Annotated in this window: 13 protein-coding genes; 5 read left to right on the forward strand and 8 right to left on the reverse strand. The window is 63.0% G+C overall.

Annotated elements, in window-relative coordinates:
* Window positions 1–9: 9 nt before the first annotated feature.
* Window positions 10–552 carry a DoxX family protein gene (locus tag KI243_RS10910; RefSeq protein WP_177118311.1) on the reverse strand — a complete coding sequence of 181 codons (543 nt, stop codon included), beginning with the start codon at window positions 550–552 and terminating at the stop codon, window positions 10–12.
* Between the two features lie 233 nt (window positions 553–785).
* Between KI243_RS10910 and KI243_RS10915 the strand changes: the two genes are divergently transcribed.
* Window positions 786–974 carry a DUF2790 domain-containing protein gene (locus KI243_RS10915; protein WP_244861836.1) on the forward strand — a complete coding sequence of 63 codons (189 nt, stop codon included), beginning with the start codon at window positions 786–788 and terminating at the stop codon, window positions 972–974.
* A gap of 83 nt (window positions 975–1,057) precedes the next feature.
* On the opposite strand, the gene KI243_RS10920 is transcribed toward KI243_RS10915, so the two are convergent.
* Window positions 1,058–2,086, reverse strand: a complete 1,029-nt coding sequence (locus KI243_RS10920) for an NADP-dependent oxidoreductase (RefSeq protein WP_212810800.1) — start codon at window positions 2,084–2,086, stop codon at window positions 1,058–1,060.
* A gap of 101 nt (window positions 2,087–2,187) precedes the next feature.
* Between KI243_RS10920 and KI243_RS10925 the strand changes: the two genes are divergently transcribed.
* Entirely contained in the window at window positions 2,188–3,069 is an 882-nt protein-coding gene (locus KI243_RS10925) for a LysR family transcriptional regulator (RefSeq protein WP_212810801.1), read from the forward strand.
* A 49-nt stretch (window positions 3,070–3,118) separates the two neighbouring features.
* On the opposite strand, the gene KI243_RS10930 is transcribed toward KI243_RS10925, so the two are convergent.
* The gene (locus KI243_RS10930; RefSeq protein WP_017128208.1) at window positions 3,119–4,471 is read right to left on the reverse strand and encodes an OprD family outer membrane porin; all 1,353 of its coding nucleotides are present in this window, start codon (window positions 4,469–4,471) and stop codon (window positions 3,119–3,121) included.
* Between the two features lie 276 nt (window positions 4,472–4,747).
* Here KI243_RS10930 and KI243_RS10935 point away from each other — a divergent pair, with 276 nt between their 5' ends.
* Together KI243_RS10935 and KI243_RS10940 are read left to right on the forward strand one after the other, a co-directional pair.
* The gene (locus KI243_RS10935; RefSeq protein ID WP_177088441.1) at window positions 4,748–5,497 is read left to right on the forward strand and encodes a 3-oxoacyl-ACP reductase family protein; all 750 of its coding nucleotides are present in this window, start codon (window positions 4,748–4,750) and stop codon (window positions 5,495–5,497) included.
* A 94-nt stretch (window positions 5,498–5,591) separates the two neighbouring features.
* Window positions 5,592–6,170, forward strand: a complete 579-nt coding sequence (locus tag KI243_RS10940; RefSeq protein ID WP_212810802.1) for a TetR/AcrR family transcriptional regulator — start codon at window positions 5,592–5,594, stop codon at window positions 6,168–6,170.
* Between the two features lie 29 nt (window positions 6,171–6,199).
* On the opposite strand, the gene KI243_RS10945 is transcribed toward KI243_RS10940, so the two are convergent.
* The 4 genes from KI243_RS10945 to KI243_RS10960 all read right to left on the reverse strand — a co-directional run bounded on the left by KI243_RS10945 (window position 6,200) and on the right by KI243_RS10960 (window position 11,849).
* Complete coding sequence (locus KI243_RS10945) at window positions 6,200–7,579, reverse strand: uracil-xanthine permease family protein (RefSeq protein ID WP_017128211.1); 1,380 nt, start codon at window positions 7,577–7,579, stop codon at window positions 6,200–6,202.
* 427 nt (window positions 7,580–8,006) lie between these two features.
* Window positions 8,007–9,104, reverse strand: a complete 1,098-nt coding sequence (locus KI243_RS10950; RefSeq protein WP_212810803.1) for a DNA alkylation repair protein — start codon at window positions 9,102–9,104, stop codon at window positions 8,007–8,009.
* A 16-nt stretch (window positions 9,105–9,120) separates the two neighbouring features.
* Complete coding sequence (locus KI243_RS10955) at window positions 9,121–9,717, reverse strand: cupin domain-containing protein (RefSeq protein WP_177088413.1); 597 nt, start codon at window positions 9,715–9,717, stop codon at window positions 9,121–9,123.
* A gap of 170 nt (window positions 9,718–9,887) precedes the next feature.
* Window positions 9,888–11,849: an FAD-dependent oxidoreductase gene (locus KI243_RS10960; RefSeq protein WP_212810804.1), complete on the reverse strand. Its 1,962-nt coding sequence runs from the start codon at window positions 11,847–11,849 to the stop codon at window positions 9,888–9,890.
* A 238-nt stretch (window positions 11,850–12,087) separates the two neighbouring features.
* Here KI243_RS10960 and KI243_RS10965 point away from each other — a divergent pair, with 238 nt between their 5' ends.
* Window positions 12,088–12,873: a class II aldolase/adducin family protein gene (locus tag KI243_RS10965; protein WP_017128215.1), complete on the forward strand. Its 786-nt coding sequence runs from the start codon at window positions 12,088–12,090 to the stop codon at window positions 12,871–12,873.
* Between the two features lie 163 nt (window positions 12,874–13,036).
* Here the strand turns inward: KI243_RS10965 and lpdA are convergent, their stop codons facing one another.
* Window positions 13,037–14,425 carry a dihydrolipoyl dehydrogenase gene (gene lpdA / locus KI243_RS10970; protein ID WP_177088409.1) on the reverse strand — a complete coding sequence of 463 codons (1,389 nt, stop codon included), beginning with the start codon at window positions 14,423–14,425 and terminating at the stop codon, window positions 13,037–13,039.
* Window positions 14,426–14,427 lie beyond the last annotated feature (2 nt).

Below are 14,427 nucleotides of genomic sequence, written 5' to 3' on the forward strand. Positions count from 1 at the left end.
TGACGGCAATTATCGCAGGTCCTCGGCAGTTCTGCCGGAGCCTTTTGCCCAGCGCCTGACAAGATGGTCAATGGCGAAGGGACCCGGTCCGCCGATGACCAGTGTGATCAGTGCGGCCAGGTAGAGCAGATCGGTTTCATAGCCCGGCTGGCCGAAGAGTGCGCCGTTCGGGCCGATGGATAACAACTTTATGGAACTGAAGCCATATGGCAAGTGCACCGTGAAAGTAGCCACTAATAACGTGATGATCATCGGGATACTTGCCAGGGTGACAAAGGCCCCCAGTAATATCGCCAGTCCGCCGAATATTTCAATCGCCACGGTCAGCCATGAAAAAACAGCGGCGGCGGGAAAGTGCATGGCCTGAAGAATAACGGTGAATGCTTCCGGCCCCCTGAACAGTTTCGCCAGGCCGTGGGCCATGAAGCCGTAGCCGACGATCAGGCGCAGGGTCAGCGGTGCCCAGTGGCCAAGCCTGCGTGGGTTGGGGAGGCAGGTGGCAAGGCGGACAAGGTGCCTGATCGTATTCTTTGTGGGTGGGGTGGTTTTCATGAATATTTCGTCATCTTCCAGTTGGAATAAGTGGCGAAATTTGGCGTGTGGATAATTAACAAATCGTTAAGTCATTTATAACGATTTGTTTAAGTTTTTTCATGGTTCTCTTAATTTGCGGATAATGCGCGATGGCGACTCTTCACTCAGAAACTTTTGCCCGATAGTTCATGTCGGCGAGTATTTTTCCTCTTGAGTGAGTTGCGATGAAGATCTATGCGAAGTGTTTGACCGTGGCGGTTTTTCTTTTCAGTGCCCAGGCCTTTGCCCTGGACAAGAAGGATGTGGCCGAAGTGATCCGGGTGGATTCCGATCCCTATGCCTGTGGCATCGTCGACGCCAAGATGACCTACAAGACCCCGAGTGGCGAGATCAAGGAGTACAACTACAAGACCTGGGGCAGTGGTTGTTCCGGGGATTGAGGGGGGCCAAGAGCAGGCATGAGCACACGCGCCGGCTCATTGGATGAGACCAGCGCGTGCGGGTTCGCCGCTGTCGGGCGGGTTCAGAGATCCGCCAGGCGTACGATCAGTTTGCCGAAGTTCTTGCCCTGCAATAGCCCGATAAAGGCCTGCGGTGCCTGGGCCAGGCCATCGACGATATCCTCGCGCCATTTCAGCTTGCCCTGGGCAATCCACTGCGCGGCCTCGTTCAGGAAATCAGCCTGCTGCCGATCGACAAATTCGTGCTGGATAAAACCGCGTACGGTGAGGCTCTTGGTGAGGATGTCACGCATCGTCGCGGGGAGGCGATCAATGCTGGCACTCGGCGACGCATCGTTGTAGTGAGCGATCACCCCGCAGACCGGAATGCGCGCAAAGTCATTGAGCAGCGGCCTGACCGCATCCCAGATGGCTCCCGATACATTCTCGAAGTACACGTCGATGCCGTTCGGACAGGCTTCGGCCAGCTTCTCGGCGAAGTCCGGCGCCTGGTGGTCGACGACGGCATCGAAGCCCAGTTCATTTTTCACGAATGCACATTTTTGCGCTCCACCGGCGATACCCACGGCGCGTGCGCCCTGGATACGGGCGAGTTGGCCGACCACGGAGCCTACTGCGCCGCTGGCCGCCGCGACCACCAGTGTTTCCCCGGGCTTTGGCTGACCGATATTGCGCAAGCCGGCATAGGCGGTGAAGCCAGGCATGCCGAGCACGCCGAGCGCCGTGGTGGGAGGAGCAATGGCCGGGTCCAGAAGTCGCAGCTCCTGCCCATTCGACAGGGCGAAATGCTGCCAACCCGCATCGGCCAATACGATGTCGCCTTCGCGCCATTGCGGATGACGCGACTGCTTTATCCGGGCGATCGTGGCCCCCACTATCACCTCACCGATGCCTATCGGCTGGGCATAGGACTTGGCTGCACTCATACGTCCGCGCATGTACGGGTCAAGAGACAGGTACAGATTTTCGAGCAGCACCTGGCCCTCGCCCGGGGCAGGGATATCGGCGTACTCCAGGCGGAAATCGGCCGGTTTTGGAAGCCCCTCGGGACGTGTGGCCAGCACGATGCGCGGGTTTTGGTTATTGCTCATGGATGCGCTCCTGATGAATGAAAACCTTTCGAGGGGTGATGGTAGTCATTGGCAGGGTATTCAAATAGGCTTATATCGAATCAATCAGAGTTAATCGAAACATGATATCCGACGCCTTCGACCCCTATCTGTTGCGTACCTTCGTCTCGGTTTGCCAGCATCGCAGCCTCAGTGGCGCCGCCAATCAGGCGGGCAGGGCGCAATCGGCGTTGAGCGCGCAGATCCGCAGGCTCGAGGAACTGCTGGGGCAGCGGCTGCTGCACAGGACGGGGCGTGGCGTGGTGCCGACGACCGAGGGCGAACTGCTGCTCAGTTACGCGACCCGCATCCTCGCGCTGGGAGACACCGTGGCCGCACGGCTGAAAGAGCGGACCTTGATGGGCAATGTCCGTATCGGCCTTTCGGAGAATATCGCGATATCGACTTTGCCGGCTGCCCTGGGGCGGTTGCGTCGAGCCTGTCCCCACATGCACCTGGAAATCAGCGTGGAACACGGCGATGCGCTTGCCGAGCGTTGGCATGAAGGGGTGCTTGATGTGGCTATCGGGGTCAGTTCGGCGTTCGCGGCTGATCCGCTGCGCTCATGGAATGTTGACCTGTACTGGGTCTGTGCGATCGACGAGGAGATCGATCCGGCGCAACTACTCGATGTTATCGTCTATGCCGAGCCTTGCTCGTGGCGACGCTTGATGTTCGATGCCCTGCTACAGGCGGGACGCGATTTTCGCGTGGCGGTGACGAGTCCCAATATTGGTGTGATCACGGCGGCCGTGGAAAACGGGCTGGGGGTGGCTCTGCTACCGGCTGAAAGTATCCGGCCCGAGACCATGCGGGTGGTTTCATTGGCGGCGGCGAACGGTGGGCCGGGATTGAGCGTCAACTATGGCCTGTTTGCGGTTCACCGACAGAGCGAAAGTATCCGTGCCGCAGTCGCGTTGCTCAGTGAAAGCCTGCATTCGATGACGCGGCCGATATTCTGTTGAACGCCCGGTAAAGCAGGCAGAAGCGCCATGGGCGCCCCTGCCTGGTTTCTTACCAGAGGGGAATCACGTAGCTGACGTAGAAGCGGTTTTCGTCCTGAATCGTCTGGCCGGTGATTTCCGGCGCCGCGTGGGCGTTCTGCCATTTCACGCCCAGGCCTTTCAACTGGCCGGTCGGTACTTCGTACGCCAGGGAGATGTCACGTTCCCATTCGCTGGCATCGCGGTTGGCCGGGGTACGCACCTGGTCGCCATGGGCGTAGGTCGCGGCGAACTTCAGGCCGTCGACACCCAGTTGGGCGAAGTCGTATTTGTACTGCGCCAGCCAGGTGCGTTCACCCGCGTGCTGGAACTTGTTCAATTGCAGGTTGGTCAGCGCCGGGGTATCCGCGCCCGAGCCAGGGCCCTGGCGGTTGTCGCCGCTGTTCAGGCCCGAATCCAGGTACGGGAAGTCGCTGTTGCCACTGTTCTTCTGCGCGCCCAGGCCAATGGTGTGACCGGCCAGGGTGTAGCTTTCCAGCAAGCTGATGGTCGACTGGTTGATGCGGCCCTTGGTCGAACCGTCGCCATAGAAACCGGACGCGGCGAACTGGCTGTCACCATCGCTGTTGCCGCCGGTGCCGATGCTGCGATAGGCACGGAAGTCGCTGTCGATGGCACCGACCGGCAAGGCGTCATGGCGCTTGGCGCCGAGGAAGGCCTGCTGGTAGTAGTCCTCGAGGTTCGAGTACCAGGCGCTCAGGGTGGTACCCGCAAGGCCGGTGTAGTCGGCGCCACCGTAGAGAAAGCGATCGCTCTTCTTGGTGCCGCCGGCGGTGATCATGCCGGTGTCGCCGGTTTCGTTACGAATCTTGGTCTGGGTGATATCACCGACGGTAAAGGTGAAGTTATCCAGGTCCTTGGACACCAGTTGCGCGCCGGTGTTGGTCTGGCGGTACAGGCGGCCGTCGGTGTTGGCCAGCATCGGGTTGTTCTGGTACAGGGTGCCGATGCGCAGTTCGTCTTTCAGGAAGCGCGCCTTGAAGGTCGGGCTGAGCACGCCGAACTGGTCGGCGGACTTGCCGTCATCCAGGGGGAACATGCTGCCGGGGTAGCGGCCCTGGTGATCCTTGTCGTTCAGGTCGCCACCCGAGTCGAGCTTGAGGCCGTAGAACGCCTGCAAGTCCAGGCCCAGGCCGATGGTGCCTTCGGTGTAGCCGGACTTGAAGTCGAACTGGAAGCCCTGACCCCAGTCACGAATGCTATGTGCCTTGGCACTGCTGCCGCTGATGTCACGCCCCTCCTGGTTGAGGTAGCGGTTGAGCAGGGTCACGTCGGCGTGACTGTCATCGATGAAATCCGCGTGGGCAGACATCATGACGCTCGCCAGAGCGGCGCCCATCATAGGACTAAACAGCTTGTTCATTGGTTCGGATCCTGGTCACAGAATTGAAATAAGAGCAGCAAACTCTTGAAACAATTAAGGGGTGGCGATGTGACAGTTCTGAGTCAAAGCGGGGCTGGAACGGATGAAATTAAATTTAAGAACTGAACTTTTTCGGGGCGTTTTTCGTCCGGGTGGGCAGTTTTTCATGATGTTATTTTGGATTATTTAATCAATTATTTTTCAGTTTGGTATTCTCCTGGTAGTGGTTAAGCTGATATTTTGGATTTATTAATCCAAAATAGGTGATGCGTCATGATGTCCGAATTCCAGTCCCTGAAAAATAAAGTCGCCCTGGTGACAGGCGGTTCCCGTGGTATCGGCGCGGCGGTGGTGAAGCGCCTCGCGCGCGAGGGCGCGCAGGTCGCGTTCACCTATTCGGCGTCCGCGCAAAAGGCCCGGGAAGTGGTGGCGGCGGTCGAGGCGGAGGGCGGCAAGGCATTGGCGATCCACGCCGACAGTGCCGATGCGCAAGCCATCGAACAGGCTGTGAGCCAGACCGTGGAGACCCTGGGTGGCCTGAATATCCTGGTCAATAACGCCGGGATTCTGCTGCTCGGAGGGATCGGCGAGTTCAAGCTGGAGGACTTCGACCGGACGTTCGCCATCAATGTCCGCGCGGCTTTTGTCGCCGCCCAGTGCGCCGCGCGGCACATGGCCGAGGGCGACCGGATCATCCTGATGGGCAGCGTGGTGGCCGAGCGTTCGGGGTTTCCCGGTTCCAGCGTGTATTCGATGAGCAAGTCGGCGCTGGTCGGGCTGACCCGGGGCATTGCCCTGGACCTGGCGCCGCGGGGCATCACGGTCAATCTGGTCCAGCCCGGTCCCACGGCCACCGACATGAACCCGGCCGATGGCCCCCACCACGAGGCGGTACGCAACCTGGTGCCGCTCAAGCGCATGGGCAGCGGCGAGGAGATCGCCGACATGGTGGCCTATCTGGCCAGTCCGGGGGCGTCGTTTGTCACCGGCACGAGCCTGAGCGTCGATGGCGGCTACCTGGCCTGAGGCGAGACGCCGTGCCGAAGGCGCCGTATCATGCACGGTTTATGGCAGCCGGCGGCGCAACCGTCGGAGCCTGCCTTGAACGACGAGAACGAGCATGGCCAGAACCCGAGCATTCAACCGCGAACAGGCGCTGCAACAGGCGATCCGGGTCTTTTGCGACAAGGGTTTCAGCGCGGCGTCCACCGACGAGTTGATGCAGGCCATGCAGCTTGGCCGGCAGAGCATGTACAACACCTTTGGCGACAAGCGTGCGTTGTACATGCACGCCATGCGGCAGTACATCGCCGACAGCGTCAGTGACCTGATCCTCAAGCTGGGCAAGGGGGCTTCGCCCCTGGCCGGCCTGGAGTCGGCCCTGCTGGCGTTTGTCTCACGGGTACAGTCGGAGGGGACCGCCGGTTGCATGGGGGTCAACGCGGTCTGTGAGTTCGGCGTCGAGGATGCCGAGATCAACCAGCTGCGCGAGAGCGCGGCGCAGACCTTGATGGCGGCGTTCGAACGGGCGTTGCACGAAGCTCGGGAAGCGGGGGAGATCGACCGCGAGATCGATATCCCCGCCGCGGCCCGCTACCTGATGAGCAGCCTGAGCGGTCTGAAGATCAGTGCCAAGGCCGGGGCACCGGTTCAGGTCCTGCAGGAGACTGCGAGGTTTGCCCTGCGCAGTCTCAGATAGGTGGCTGAAGGCTGTAGGCGGCTGAAGGTTCAGGCGCCGGCCTTGGTTTCCGGCAGGAACCAGTTCAGCACCAGGGCGCAGATGCCGCCGGTGGCAACACCCGACTCCAGCACATTGCGCAGCGCCGCCGGCATATGGGCGAGGAACTCCGGCACCTGGGAAACGCCAAGCCCCAGTGCCAGGGACACGGCGATGATCAGCAGGGCACGACGGTCGAGGGTGATGCTCGCCAGGATGTTGATGCCCGAGGCCGCGACGGCGCCGAACATGACCATGGCCGCTCCCCCCAGTACCGGCTCCGGCACGGCCTGGATCGCCCCGGCGACCGAAGGGAACAGGCCCAGCAGTACCAGCATCAGGGCGATCCACTTGCCGATATGCCGGCTGGCAATCCCGGTCAGCTGAATCACGCCGTTGTTCTGGGCGAAGATCGAGCTGGGAAAGGTGTTGAAGACACCGGCCAGCAGCGAGTTGGCGCCGTTGACCAGTACGCCGCCCTTGATCCGCTGCATCCACAGCGGACCTTCCACCGGCTGGCGCGACACCTTGCTGGTGGCGGTGACGTCGCCGATGGCTTCCAGGGAGGTGACCAGGTAGATCACCAGCATCGGAATGAACAGCGCCCAGGAAAAGCCCAGTCCGAAGTGCAGCGGTGTAGGCACCTGGAACAGCGGTGCTTCGTGCATGCCGGTGAAGTCCAGGCGTCCCAGGTAACCGGCCAGGGCATAGCCGGCGGCCAGGGCGATGACGATCGCGCAGCTGCGCATCCACACCAGCGGGATGCGGTTGAGCACGACGATGATCGCCAGCACCACGCCGGACAGCAGCAGGTTCTCGCCGTTGGCGAAGGTGCCGTTGCCCATGGCGCTGAAGCCGCCGCCCATGCTGATCAGGCCGACCTTGATCAGGGTCAGGCCGATCATCAGGACGACGATGCCGGTCACCAGCGGGGTGATCATGCGCTTGACGAAAGGCAGGATGCGCGAGATGCCCATCTCGACGAACGAACCGGCGATGACCACGCCGAAGATCGCCGCCATCACCGCTTCCACCGGCGTGCCTTGCTTGACCATCAGGGCGCCGCCGGCAATCAGCGGGCCGACGAAGTTGAAGCTGGTGCCCTGGACGATCAGCAAGCCGGCGCCGAAGGGGCCGAAGCGCCGGCACTGGACGAAGGTGGCGATCCCGGAGATCACCAGCGACATCGAGACGATCAGGTTGGTGTCCCGCGCCGAGACGCCCAGGGCCTGGCAGATCAGCAGGCCGGGGGTGACGATCGGCACGATGATCGCCAGCAGGTGCTGCAGCGCGGCCAGCAGGCCGATCAGCAGCCGGGGCCGGTCTTCCAGGCCGAGGATCAGTTCGTTGGCCTGGGGCGCGGCGGTGGGCGGAGTCTGGTGAGAGGTCATGGCGGGGCCCTGAAAAAATTAGGCGGCGATTCTACTGCAACACCCTTCAGTTGCGTGAAGCACAATCGGTAGGCGCGACCTTGAGATCGCCATCGCCAGCAAGCCGGCTCCCCCGGGTCGGTGCCTCTCCGCCAAATAGCGTCGTGCCTGAAACCTTGTGGGAGCTGGCTTGCCGGCGATGAACGATAACGCGGTGTGCCTGCAAGCCGACTCCCACGGGTCGGTGTCTCACCGCAAAATAGCGTCGTGCCTGAAACCTTGTGGGAGCTGGCTTGCCGGCGATGAACGATAACGCGGTGTGCCAGCAAGCCGGCTCCCACGGGTCGGTGTCTCGCCGCCAAATAGCGTCGTGCCTGAAACCTTGTGGGAGCTGGCTTGCCAGCGATGAACGATAACGCGGTGTGCCTGCAAGTTGGCTCCAGGGAGTTTATTCGAGAATATCGAAGCCGCTGCTGCCCAGGCGCTCGCCATTGATCAGCAGGTGCACCGCGTGATGGCCGCTGTAGTGCTTGCGGGTGGTCAGTTCACGAATGTGCTGGCGCCGACTCAGGGTTTCGCTCGCGCCCGCCGCCAGGTGCAGGGTCTTGAGCTTGAAGACCTTGGTCGAGGTGCCGCCGTTGGCCTTCACGTAGTCGATGCCGTAGTCGATCACCAGTTTCTGGCTGGTCGGCGCCGTGGAGGCCAGGGTGAAGGAGAGGGTGACGCTGTCGCCAAGGCGGATCACTGCCGGCTCGACCTTCAGCTCCAGCACCTCGACCTGGGCCTTGGCGCCTGCGCCCATCAGCGCCAGGGCCCGTGGATTGCCCTGCTTGATCAGGCTGCGCAGGGCATGGCGGGCGATCCAGGCGGTACGCGGGTCTTCCAGCGACCAGCCTTCGATCAGGTCCAGCACCCAGTCGGGATGTTCCTTGGTGATATCGTTGAGGTGATTGGCCACCGACTTGCGCACGTACAGGCTGTCATCGCTCTTGAGTCGCTCGAGTATGCCGGCGGCCAGGCTCGGGTCGGCCTGGATCCGTGCCAGTCGGAACGACCACGGCAGGCGCGGTCGCGAACCTTCGCTGGCGAGGCGCCGGACATGTTCGTTGGTGTCCGAGGCCCAGCTTTCCATCACCGCCAGGGTGCGTTCGAAATCGTTGAGCAGGAAGTGGCGGATGGCGAATTCGGCGGAGCCGAAGGTGGTGAAGTACTTCAGGGCCTCCATCGACAGATCGAAATCCTTCGCCCCGTAGCTGGCGACATAATGCGGCAGGCACAGGGTGACAAAGCTGCTGTTGAGGCGCGGGGCGAGCTGGCGCAACACCTTGAGCGATTGCTTGTAGGTCAGTGGCAGCACGGCGTGCAGGCTCTCGCTGACCCGGGCCAGGCGCTGCATGATCGACAGTTCGTCCAGGCCCTGGTGGGTCAGGCCGAGAAAGCCGGCACTGTCGAAATCGGGATACACCGCGCGCATTTCGCTGGCGATATGCTGCAGGCGTTCGCTGTTGAAGATCTCCTTCAGCGCCGGGGCTTGTTCCGTGCTCATGGCGATACCTTTTCCGTTAGAACGTTGGCGGGGTGATGACCCAGATGACCACGGCCTCGACATCGCCGGGGTTGCCGTAGCGGTGCGGTTCCTGGCTGGAGAAGCTGAAACTGTCGCCTTCGGCCAGCAGGAAATGCCGCTCGCCGACCCACAGTTCGAAGACGCCGGACAACAGGTAGCCGGCTTCCTCGCCTTCATGGCTGTAGCTTTGCTGGCTGTAGGTGCCCGGCGGGAAGCGCGAGTGGAGGATTTCCAGCTGGCGGTTGGGTTGCGGGGTCAGCAACTGGTCGACGATACCGTCCTCGTAGTGCACGCTCAGGCGGCTGTTCTTGCGCACTACATAGCCGTTGTCTTCGGGAGCGGTGGTGGCTTCGCTGGCGAAGAACCACTGGATGGTCACGCCCAGGCTGCGGGCGATATTGAACAGGGCCGGGATCGACGGGTAGGCGAGATTGCGTTCCAGTTGGCTGATGTAGCCGGCGGTGAGCTCGGCCTGGGTCGCCAGTTCGGTCAGGGTCATGCCGCGCCGTTTGCGCAGGCCGCGAATACGCGTGCCGAGAAACTGCGGGCCCGCTGCGGTGCTGTCGCCGGCGGGCGTTGGGGCGTTGCTCATGACCAGCTCCGATCCTTGAAAGGGCCGCAGTATAAGGCACTTGGCGCTTATTGAGGTGCAACGAAACCTTGGAGGAGCCGGCTTGCCGGCGATGGCGTCCCGAGGGGCGGTGCAAGGTTCGGGGGCCTCATCGCCGGCAAGCCGGCTCCTACAGGGGATGGTGTGGGGTATCAGATCTCCCAGGCCACCTTCAGTCCCTCGTAGATCGCTTCTTCCACCGTGCGCGGCGCCAGGCAGTCGCCGATCCGACGAAACTCCACCAGCCTCTGCAACTGGTCGCCGAGGGTGTCGACCGGTTGATGGCCCTGGCACAGCACCAGGGTATCGACGTCCTCGAACAGCATCGGCTCGCCGCTGGCGGTGTGTTGCAGGTACACGGTGCTGTCGTCGCAACCATAGAGCCGGGCATAGGGGGTGATGGCAATGCCCAGGCGGTGCAGTTCGCCCGCCAGTTGATCGCGCACGTAGAACGGCAGGTTCTCGCCACAATGGGTGCCGTTGACCGCCAGCCGTACCTGATGCCCGGCGCGCACCAGTCGCTCGGCAATCCCCGGGCCGATCCAGTCGCAACGCCAGTCGACCACCACCACCGAACGACCGATCGGCACCTCGTCACGCAGCACCTGCCAGGCATCCACCACCTGCAGTTCGCCGCCGCGCTCGAACGGCGGCCAGTAGGGTTCGGCTCCCGTGGCGACGATCACCTGGTCCGGCCGCTCGCGCTCCACCAGCGCCCGGTCGACCCGGGTATTGCGCAGTACCCGCACGCCTGCCAGCTCCATCTCCCGTTGCAGGTTGGTGCTGGCGCCGCCGAACTCGCTGCGTCGTGGCAGCAACTGCGCCAGCAGGACCTGGCCGCCCAGTTGCGACCCGGCTTCGTACAGCGTCACCTCATGGCCGCGTTGAGCCGCGACGGCCGCGGCCTTCATCCCCGCGGGGCCGCCGCCGACCACCATCACCCGCTGGCGTCTGGCCGTGGCGATCAACTGTCCGTACTGCAACTCGCGACCGGTTTCCGGATGCTGGATGCAACTGATCGGCAGGCCCTTGTGGAAGTGGCCGATGCAGGCCTGGTTGCAGGCAATACAGGCGCGGACGTCTTCGCTGTGGCCGCTGTCGGTCTTGTTCGGCATCTGCGGATCACAGATCAGTGCGCGGGTCATGCCGCACACGTCCGCCTGGCCGCGGGCAATGATCAGCTCGGCTTCCTGGGGTTGGTTGATCCGCCCCGTCACGAACAGCGGAATCGACAGACTGGCCTTGAAGGTCCCGGCTTCCTTCGCCAGGTACGCCGCCTCGATGGCCATCGGCGGCACGATATGTATCGCACCGCCAAGGGAGGCCGAGGTGCCGGCGACGATGTGCACGTAGTCCAGTTCACCTTGCAGTCGCACCACGGCGGCCAGGGATTCGTCTTCGGTCAGGCCTTCGGGATCGCGCTCGTCGGCGCAGATCCGCAGGCCGATGATGAACTGCGGGTCGCTGGCCGCCCGTATTGCCGCAATCACTTCCCGCAGGAAACGCAGGCGCTGGTCGAGGTCGCCGTTGTAGCCGTCGGTACGCCGGTTGACCCGTGGGTTGAGAAATTGCGCCGGCAGGTAGCCGTGGCTGGCGACCACCTCCACGCCGTCGATGCCGGCCCGGTGCAGGCGCCGGGCGGCGGCGGCATAACCGCTGACGATCTCGTCGATCATCGTCTGGTCCAGCGCCCGGGGCATGACCCGGAAGCGCTCGTTGGGCACGCTGGACGCCGAGTAGGCGACGGCCAGCAAGCCGTCGCTGGACTCCATGATCTCCCGGCCGGGATGAAACACCTGGGACAGCACGACCGTGCCCTGTGCATGACAGACTTCGGCCAGCCGCCGGTAGCCGTCGATGCAGGCATCGTCGGTGGCCATCAGCACATGGGAGGTGTAGCGCGCACTGTCGTGAACCCCGGCCACCTGCAGCACGATCAGGCCGACGCCGCCCTCGGCGCGAGCCCGGTGATAGGCGATCAACTGTTCGTTGACCAGGTTGTCGGTCGGCATGGAGGTGTCGTGCCCGCTGGACATGATGCGGTTCTTCAGGCGCTTGCCGCGCAGTTGCAACGGTTCGAACAGGTGGGCGAAGGCGTGCGGGGACGACGGCATGGCGACACTCCGGGCGGCCCGGAATCGAGGCCGGGCAGTTGTTATTGTTCTTGTATGAAAATTTACCTGTAGTAAAAAATCAACTTATATTTTTACTATGAAAGATATCGGATGCTCACAAATCAGAACACCAAGGGCCTTTCAATGTGTGGGCAAGCCAGTAAAGTAGCCAGGGTCGGGCGCTGCCGTGGCGCACCGTCGGCCTGAGCCGATCCACCTGCCTGAGGGAGTCCTCCGCTTGAACGACCTTCTGCATACCGCTGCCGCGCCGGCAGCCATCGAGCGCCAATTGCGCGAGCAACTGGCGGCCTGTTATCGCCTGGTTGCGCACTTTCGCATGACCGACCTGATCTTCACCCATATCTCCCTGCGCCTGCCCGGGCCGGATCACCATTTCCTGATCAACCCCTACGGACTGATGTTCGAGGAGATCACCGCGTCGAGCCTGGTGAAGATCGATCTGGACGGCCGGGCGGTGGAGGATTCGCCGTACCCGGTGAATCCGGCCGGCTTCGTGATCCACAGTGCGATCCATGGCGCGCGCAAGGATGCCCACTGTGTGCTGCACACCCATACTAGGGCCGGTTGCGCGGTGGCGGCCCTCAAGTGCGGGCTGCTGCCGGTGAACCAGATCTCCATGGAGTTCTACGGACGCACGGCTTACCACGACTATGAAGGCGTAGCGCTGGACATGGATGAGCAGGCACGGCTGGTGCACGACCTGGGGGACAAGTCGGTGATGGTGCTGCGCAATCACGGTTTGTTGAGCGTGGGCGAGACGGTGGGCCAGGCGTTCCTGCGCATGTACTACCTGGAAAAGGCTTGCCAGATCCAGGTCACCGCCCAGGCCTGTGGCGAGCTGGTGTTGCCGTCCCATGAAGTCTGTGCGCATACCGAGCGCCAGTTCAACGATCCGGGGCGGCCGGTGGAGGAGGGGCAACTGACCGACCCGGACGCCATGGAGCTGGCATGGTCGGCGATGCTGCGCCTGCTGGATCGGGTGGCGCCGGATTATCGGGATTGATGCTTTTCGAATGAGCGCCGGGAGTTGTGTATACGACACTCCACTGTAGGAGCGGGCTTGCCCGCGAAGTCGTCAGTCCTGACGATGCAAGGCTTGAGGGCCTCTTCGCTGGCAAGCCAGCTCCCACATGGGGTGGTGTCAGTCGGTTGAAACGGGTACGCCATCAGACATGCAACGCATGCCCCAGCGCCCGCAGGGCCGCCTCCTGCACCGCTTCACCCAGGGTCGGATGGGCATGGATGGTCCCGGCGATATCTTCCAGGCGCGCGCCCATTTCCAGCGACTGGCCAAAGGCGGCCGCCAGTTCCGAGACCCCGGCACCCACCGCTTGCCAGCCGACAATCAGGTGATTGTCACGCCGCGCCACCACCCGCACAAAACCGCTTTTCGCTTCCAGGGTCATGGCGCGGCCATTGGCGGCGAACGGGAAGTTCGACACCAGGCAGTCCAGTCCGGCAGCCTTGGCTTCGTCCGGCGTCTTGCCAACCACCACCAGTTCCGGGTCGGTAAAGCACACGGCGGCAATGGCCGTGGGGTTGAACTCGCGGTGCTTGCCGGCAATCAGTTCGGCAACCATTTCGCCTTGCGCCATGGCGCGGTGGGCCAGCATCGGCTCGCCGGTCAGGTCGCCGATGGCCCAGACATTGCGCATGCTGGTCTGGCAACGGTTGTCGATGCGGATCGCCGCGCCGTTCATTTCCAGGGCCAGCGCCTCGAGGTTCCAGCCCTGGGTACGCGGCTTGCGGCCGACGGCCACCAGCACCTGGTCGGTCGCCAGCTTCAGGGTTTCACCCTGGGGATCGCGTACCTCAAGGGTGGTTGTCGCGGCATCGAAGCCTTCGACACTGTGGCCCAGGAGCACGCTGATGCCCAGGGCCTTGATCGACTCGGCCACCGGCTGGGTCAGTTCGCGGTCGTAAGTCGGCAGGATCCGCTCGCGGGCCTCGACCACCGTCACTTCTGCGCCGAGCTTGCGGTAGGCAATGCCCAGCTCCAGGCCGATGTAGCCGGCGCCGACCACGATCAGGCGCTTGGGAATCGAGGTCGGGGCCAGGGCTTCGGTGGAGGAAATCACCGCGCCGCCCACCGGCAGCATCGGCAGGTTGACCGTCTGCGAACCGCTGGCCAGCAGCAGGTGTTCACACTGGATGCGCAGGCCGTCGACTTCGACGTGCTTGCCGTCGATCACCTTGGCCCAGCCATGAATGACCTTGACCCCGTTCTTCTTCAGCAGCGCCGCGACGCCACTGGTCAGGCGGTCGACGATGCCGTCCTTCCACTCGACGCTCTTGCCGATATCCAGGGTCGGTGCCGACACCTTGATCCCCAGTGGCGAGGTATCGCCGCTGTAGCTTTGCGTGGCGTGGAACTGTTCGGCGACATGGATCAGCGCCTTGGACGGGATGCAGCCGACATTCAGGCAGGTGCCGCCCAGTGCCTGGCCTTCCACCAGCACGGTGGGAATGCCCAGTTGCCCGGCACGGATGGCCGCGACGTAACCGCCGGGGCCGCCACCGATGATCAGCAGGGTGGTGTTTTGAGTCTGTTGCATGG

Source organism: Pseudomonas sp. Ost2, assembly GCF_018326065.1.
In the GTDB taxonomy this organism is placed as follows: Bacteria; Pseudomonadota; Gammaproteobacteria; order Pseudomonadales; family Pseudomonadaceae; genus Aquipseudomonas; species Aquipseudomonas gingeri.

Coding starts and splice junctions, on each gene's coding strand:
- KI243_RS10910 (WP_177118311.1), bottom strand. CDS start 552: ATGAAAACCACCCCACCCACAAAGAATACGATCAGGCACCTTGTCCGC.
- KI243_RS10920 (WP_212810800.1), bottom strand. CDS start 2,086: ATGAGCAATAACCAAAACCCGCGCATCGTGCTGGCCACACGTCCCGAG.
- KI243_RS10925 (WP_212810801.1), top strand. CDS start 2,188: ATGATATCCGACGCCTTCGACCCCTATCTGTTGCGTACCTTCGTCTCG.
- KI243_RS10930 (WP_017128208.1), bottom strand. CDS start 4,471: ATGAACAAGCTGTTTAGTCCTATGATGGGCGCCGCTCTGGCGAGCGTC.
- KI243_RS10935 (WP_177088441.1), top strand. CDS start 4,748: ATGTCCGAATTCCAGTCCCTGAAAAATAAAGTCGCCCTGGTGACAGGC.
- KI243_RS10940 (WP_212810802.1), top strand. CDS start 5,592: ATGGCCAGAACCCGAGCATTCAACCGCGAACAGGCGCTGCAACAGGCG.
- KI243_RS10945 (WP_017128211.1), bottom strand. CDS start 7,579: ATGACCTCTCACCAGACTCCGCCCACCGCCGCGCCCCAGGCCAACGAA.
- KI243_RS10950 (WP_212810803.1), bottom strand. CDS start 9,104: ATGAGCACGGAACAAGCCCCGGCGCTGAAGGAGATCTTCAACAGCGAA.
- KI243_RS10955 (WP_177088413.1), bottom strand. CDS start 9,717: ATGAGCAACGCCCCAACGCCCGCCGGCGACAGCACCGCAGCGGGCCCG.
- KI243_RS10960 (WP_212810804.1), bottom strand. CDS start 11,849: ATGCCGTCGTCCCCGCACGCCTTCGCCCACCTGTTCGAACCGTTGCAA.
- lpdA (WP_177088409.1), bottom strand. CDS start 14,425: ATGCAACAGACTCAAAACACCACCCTGCTGATCATCGGTGGCGGCCCC.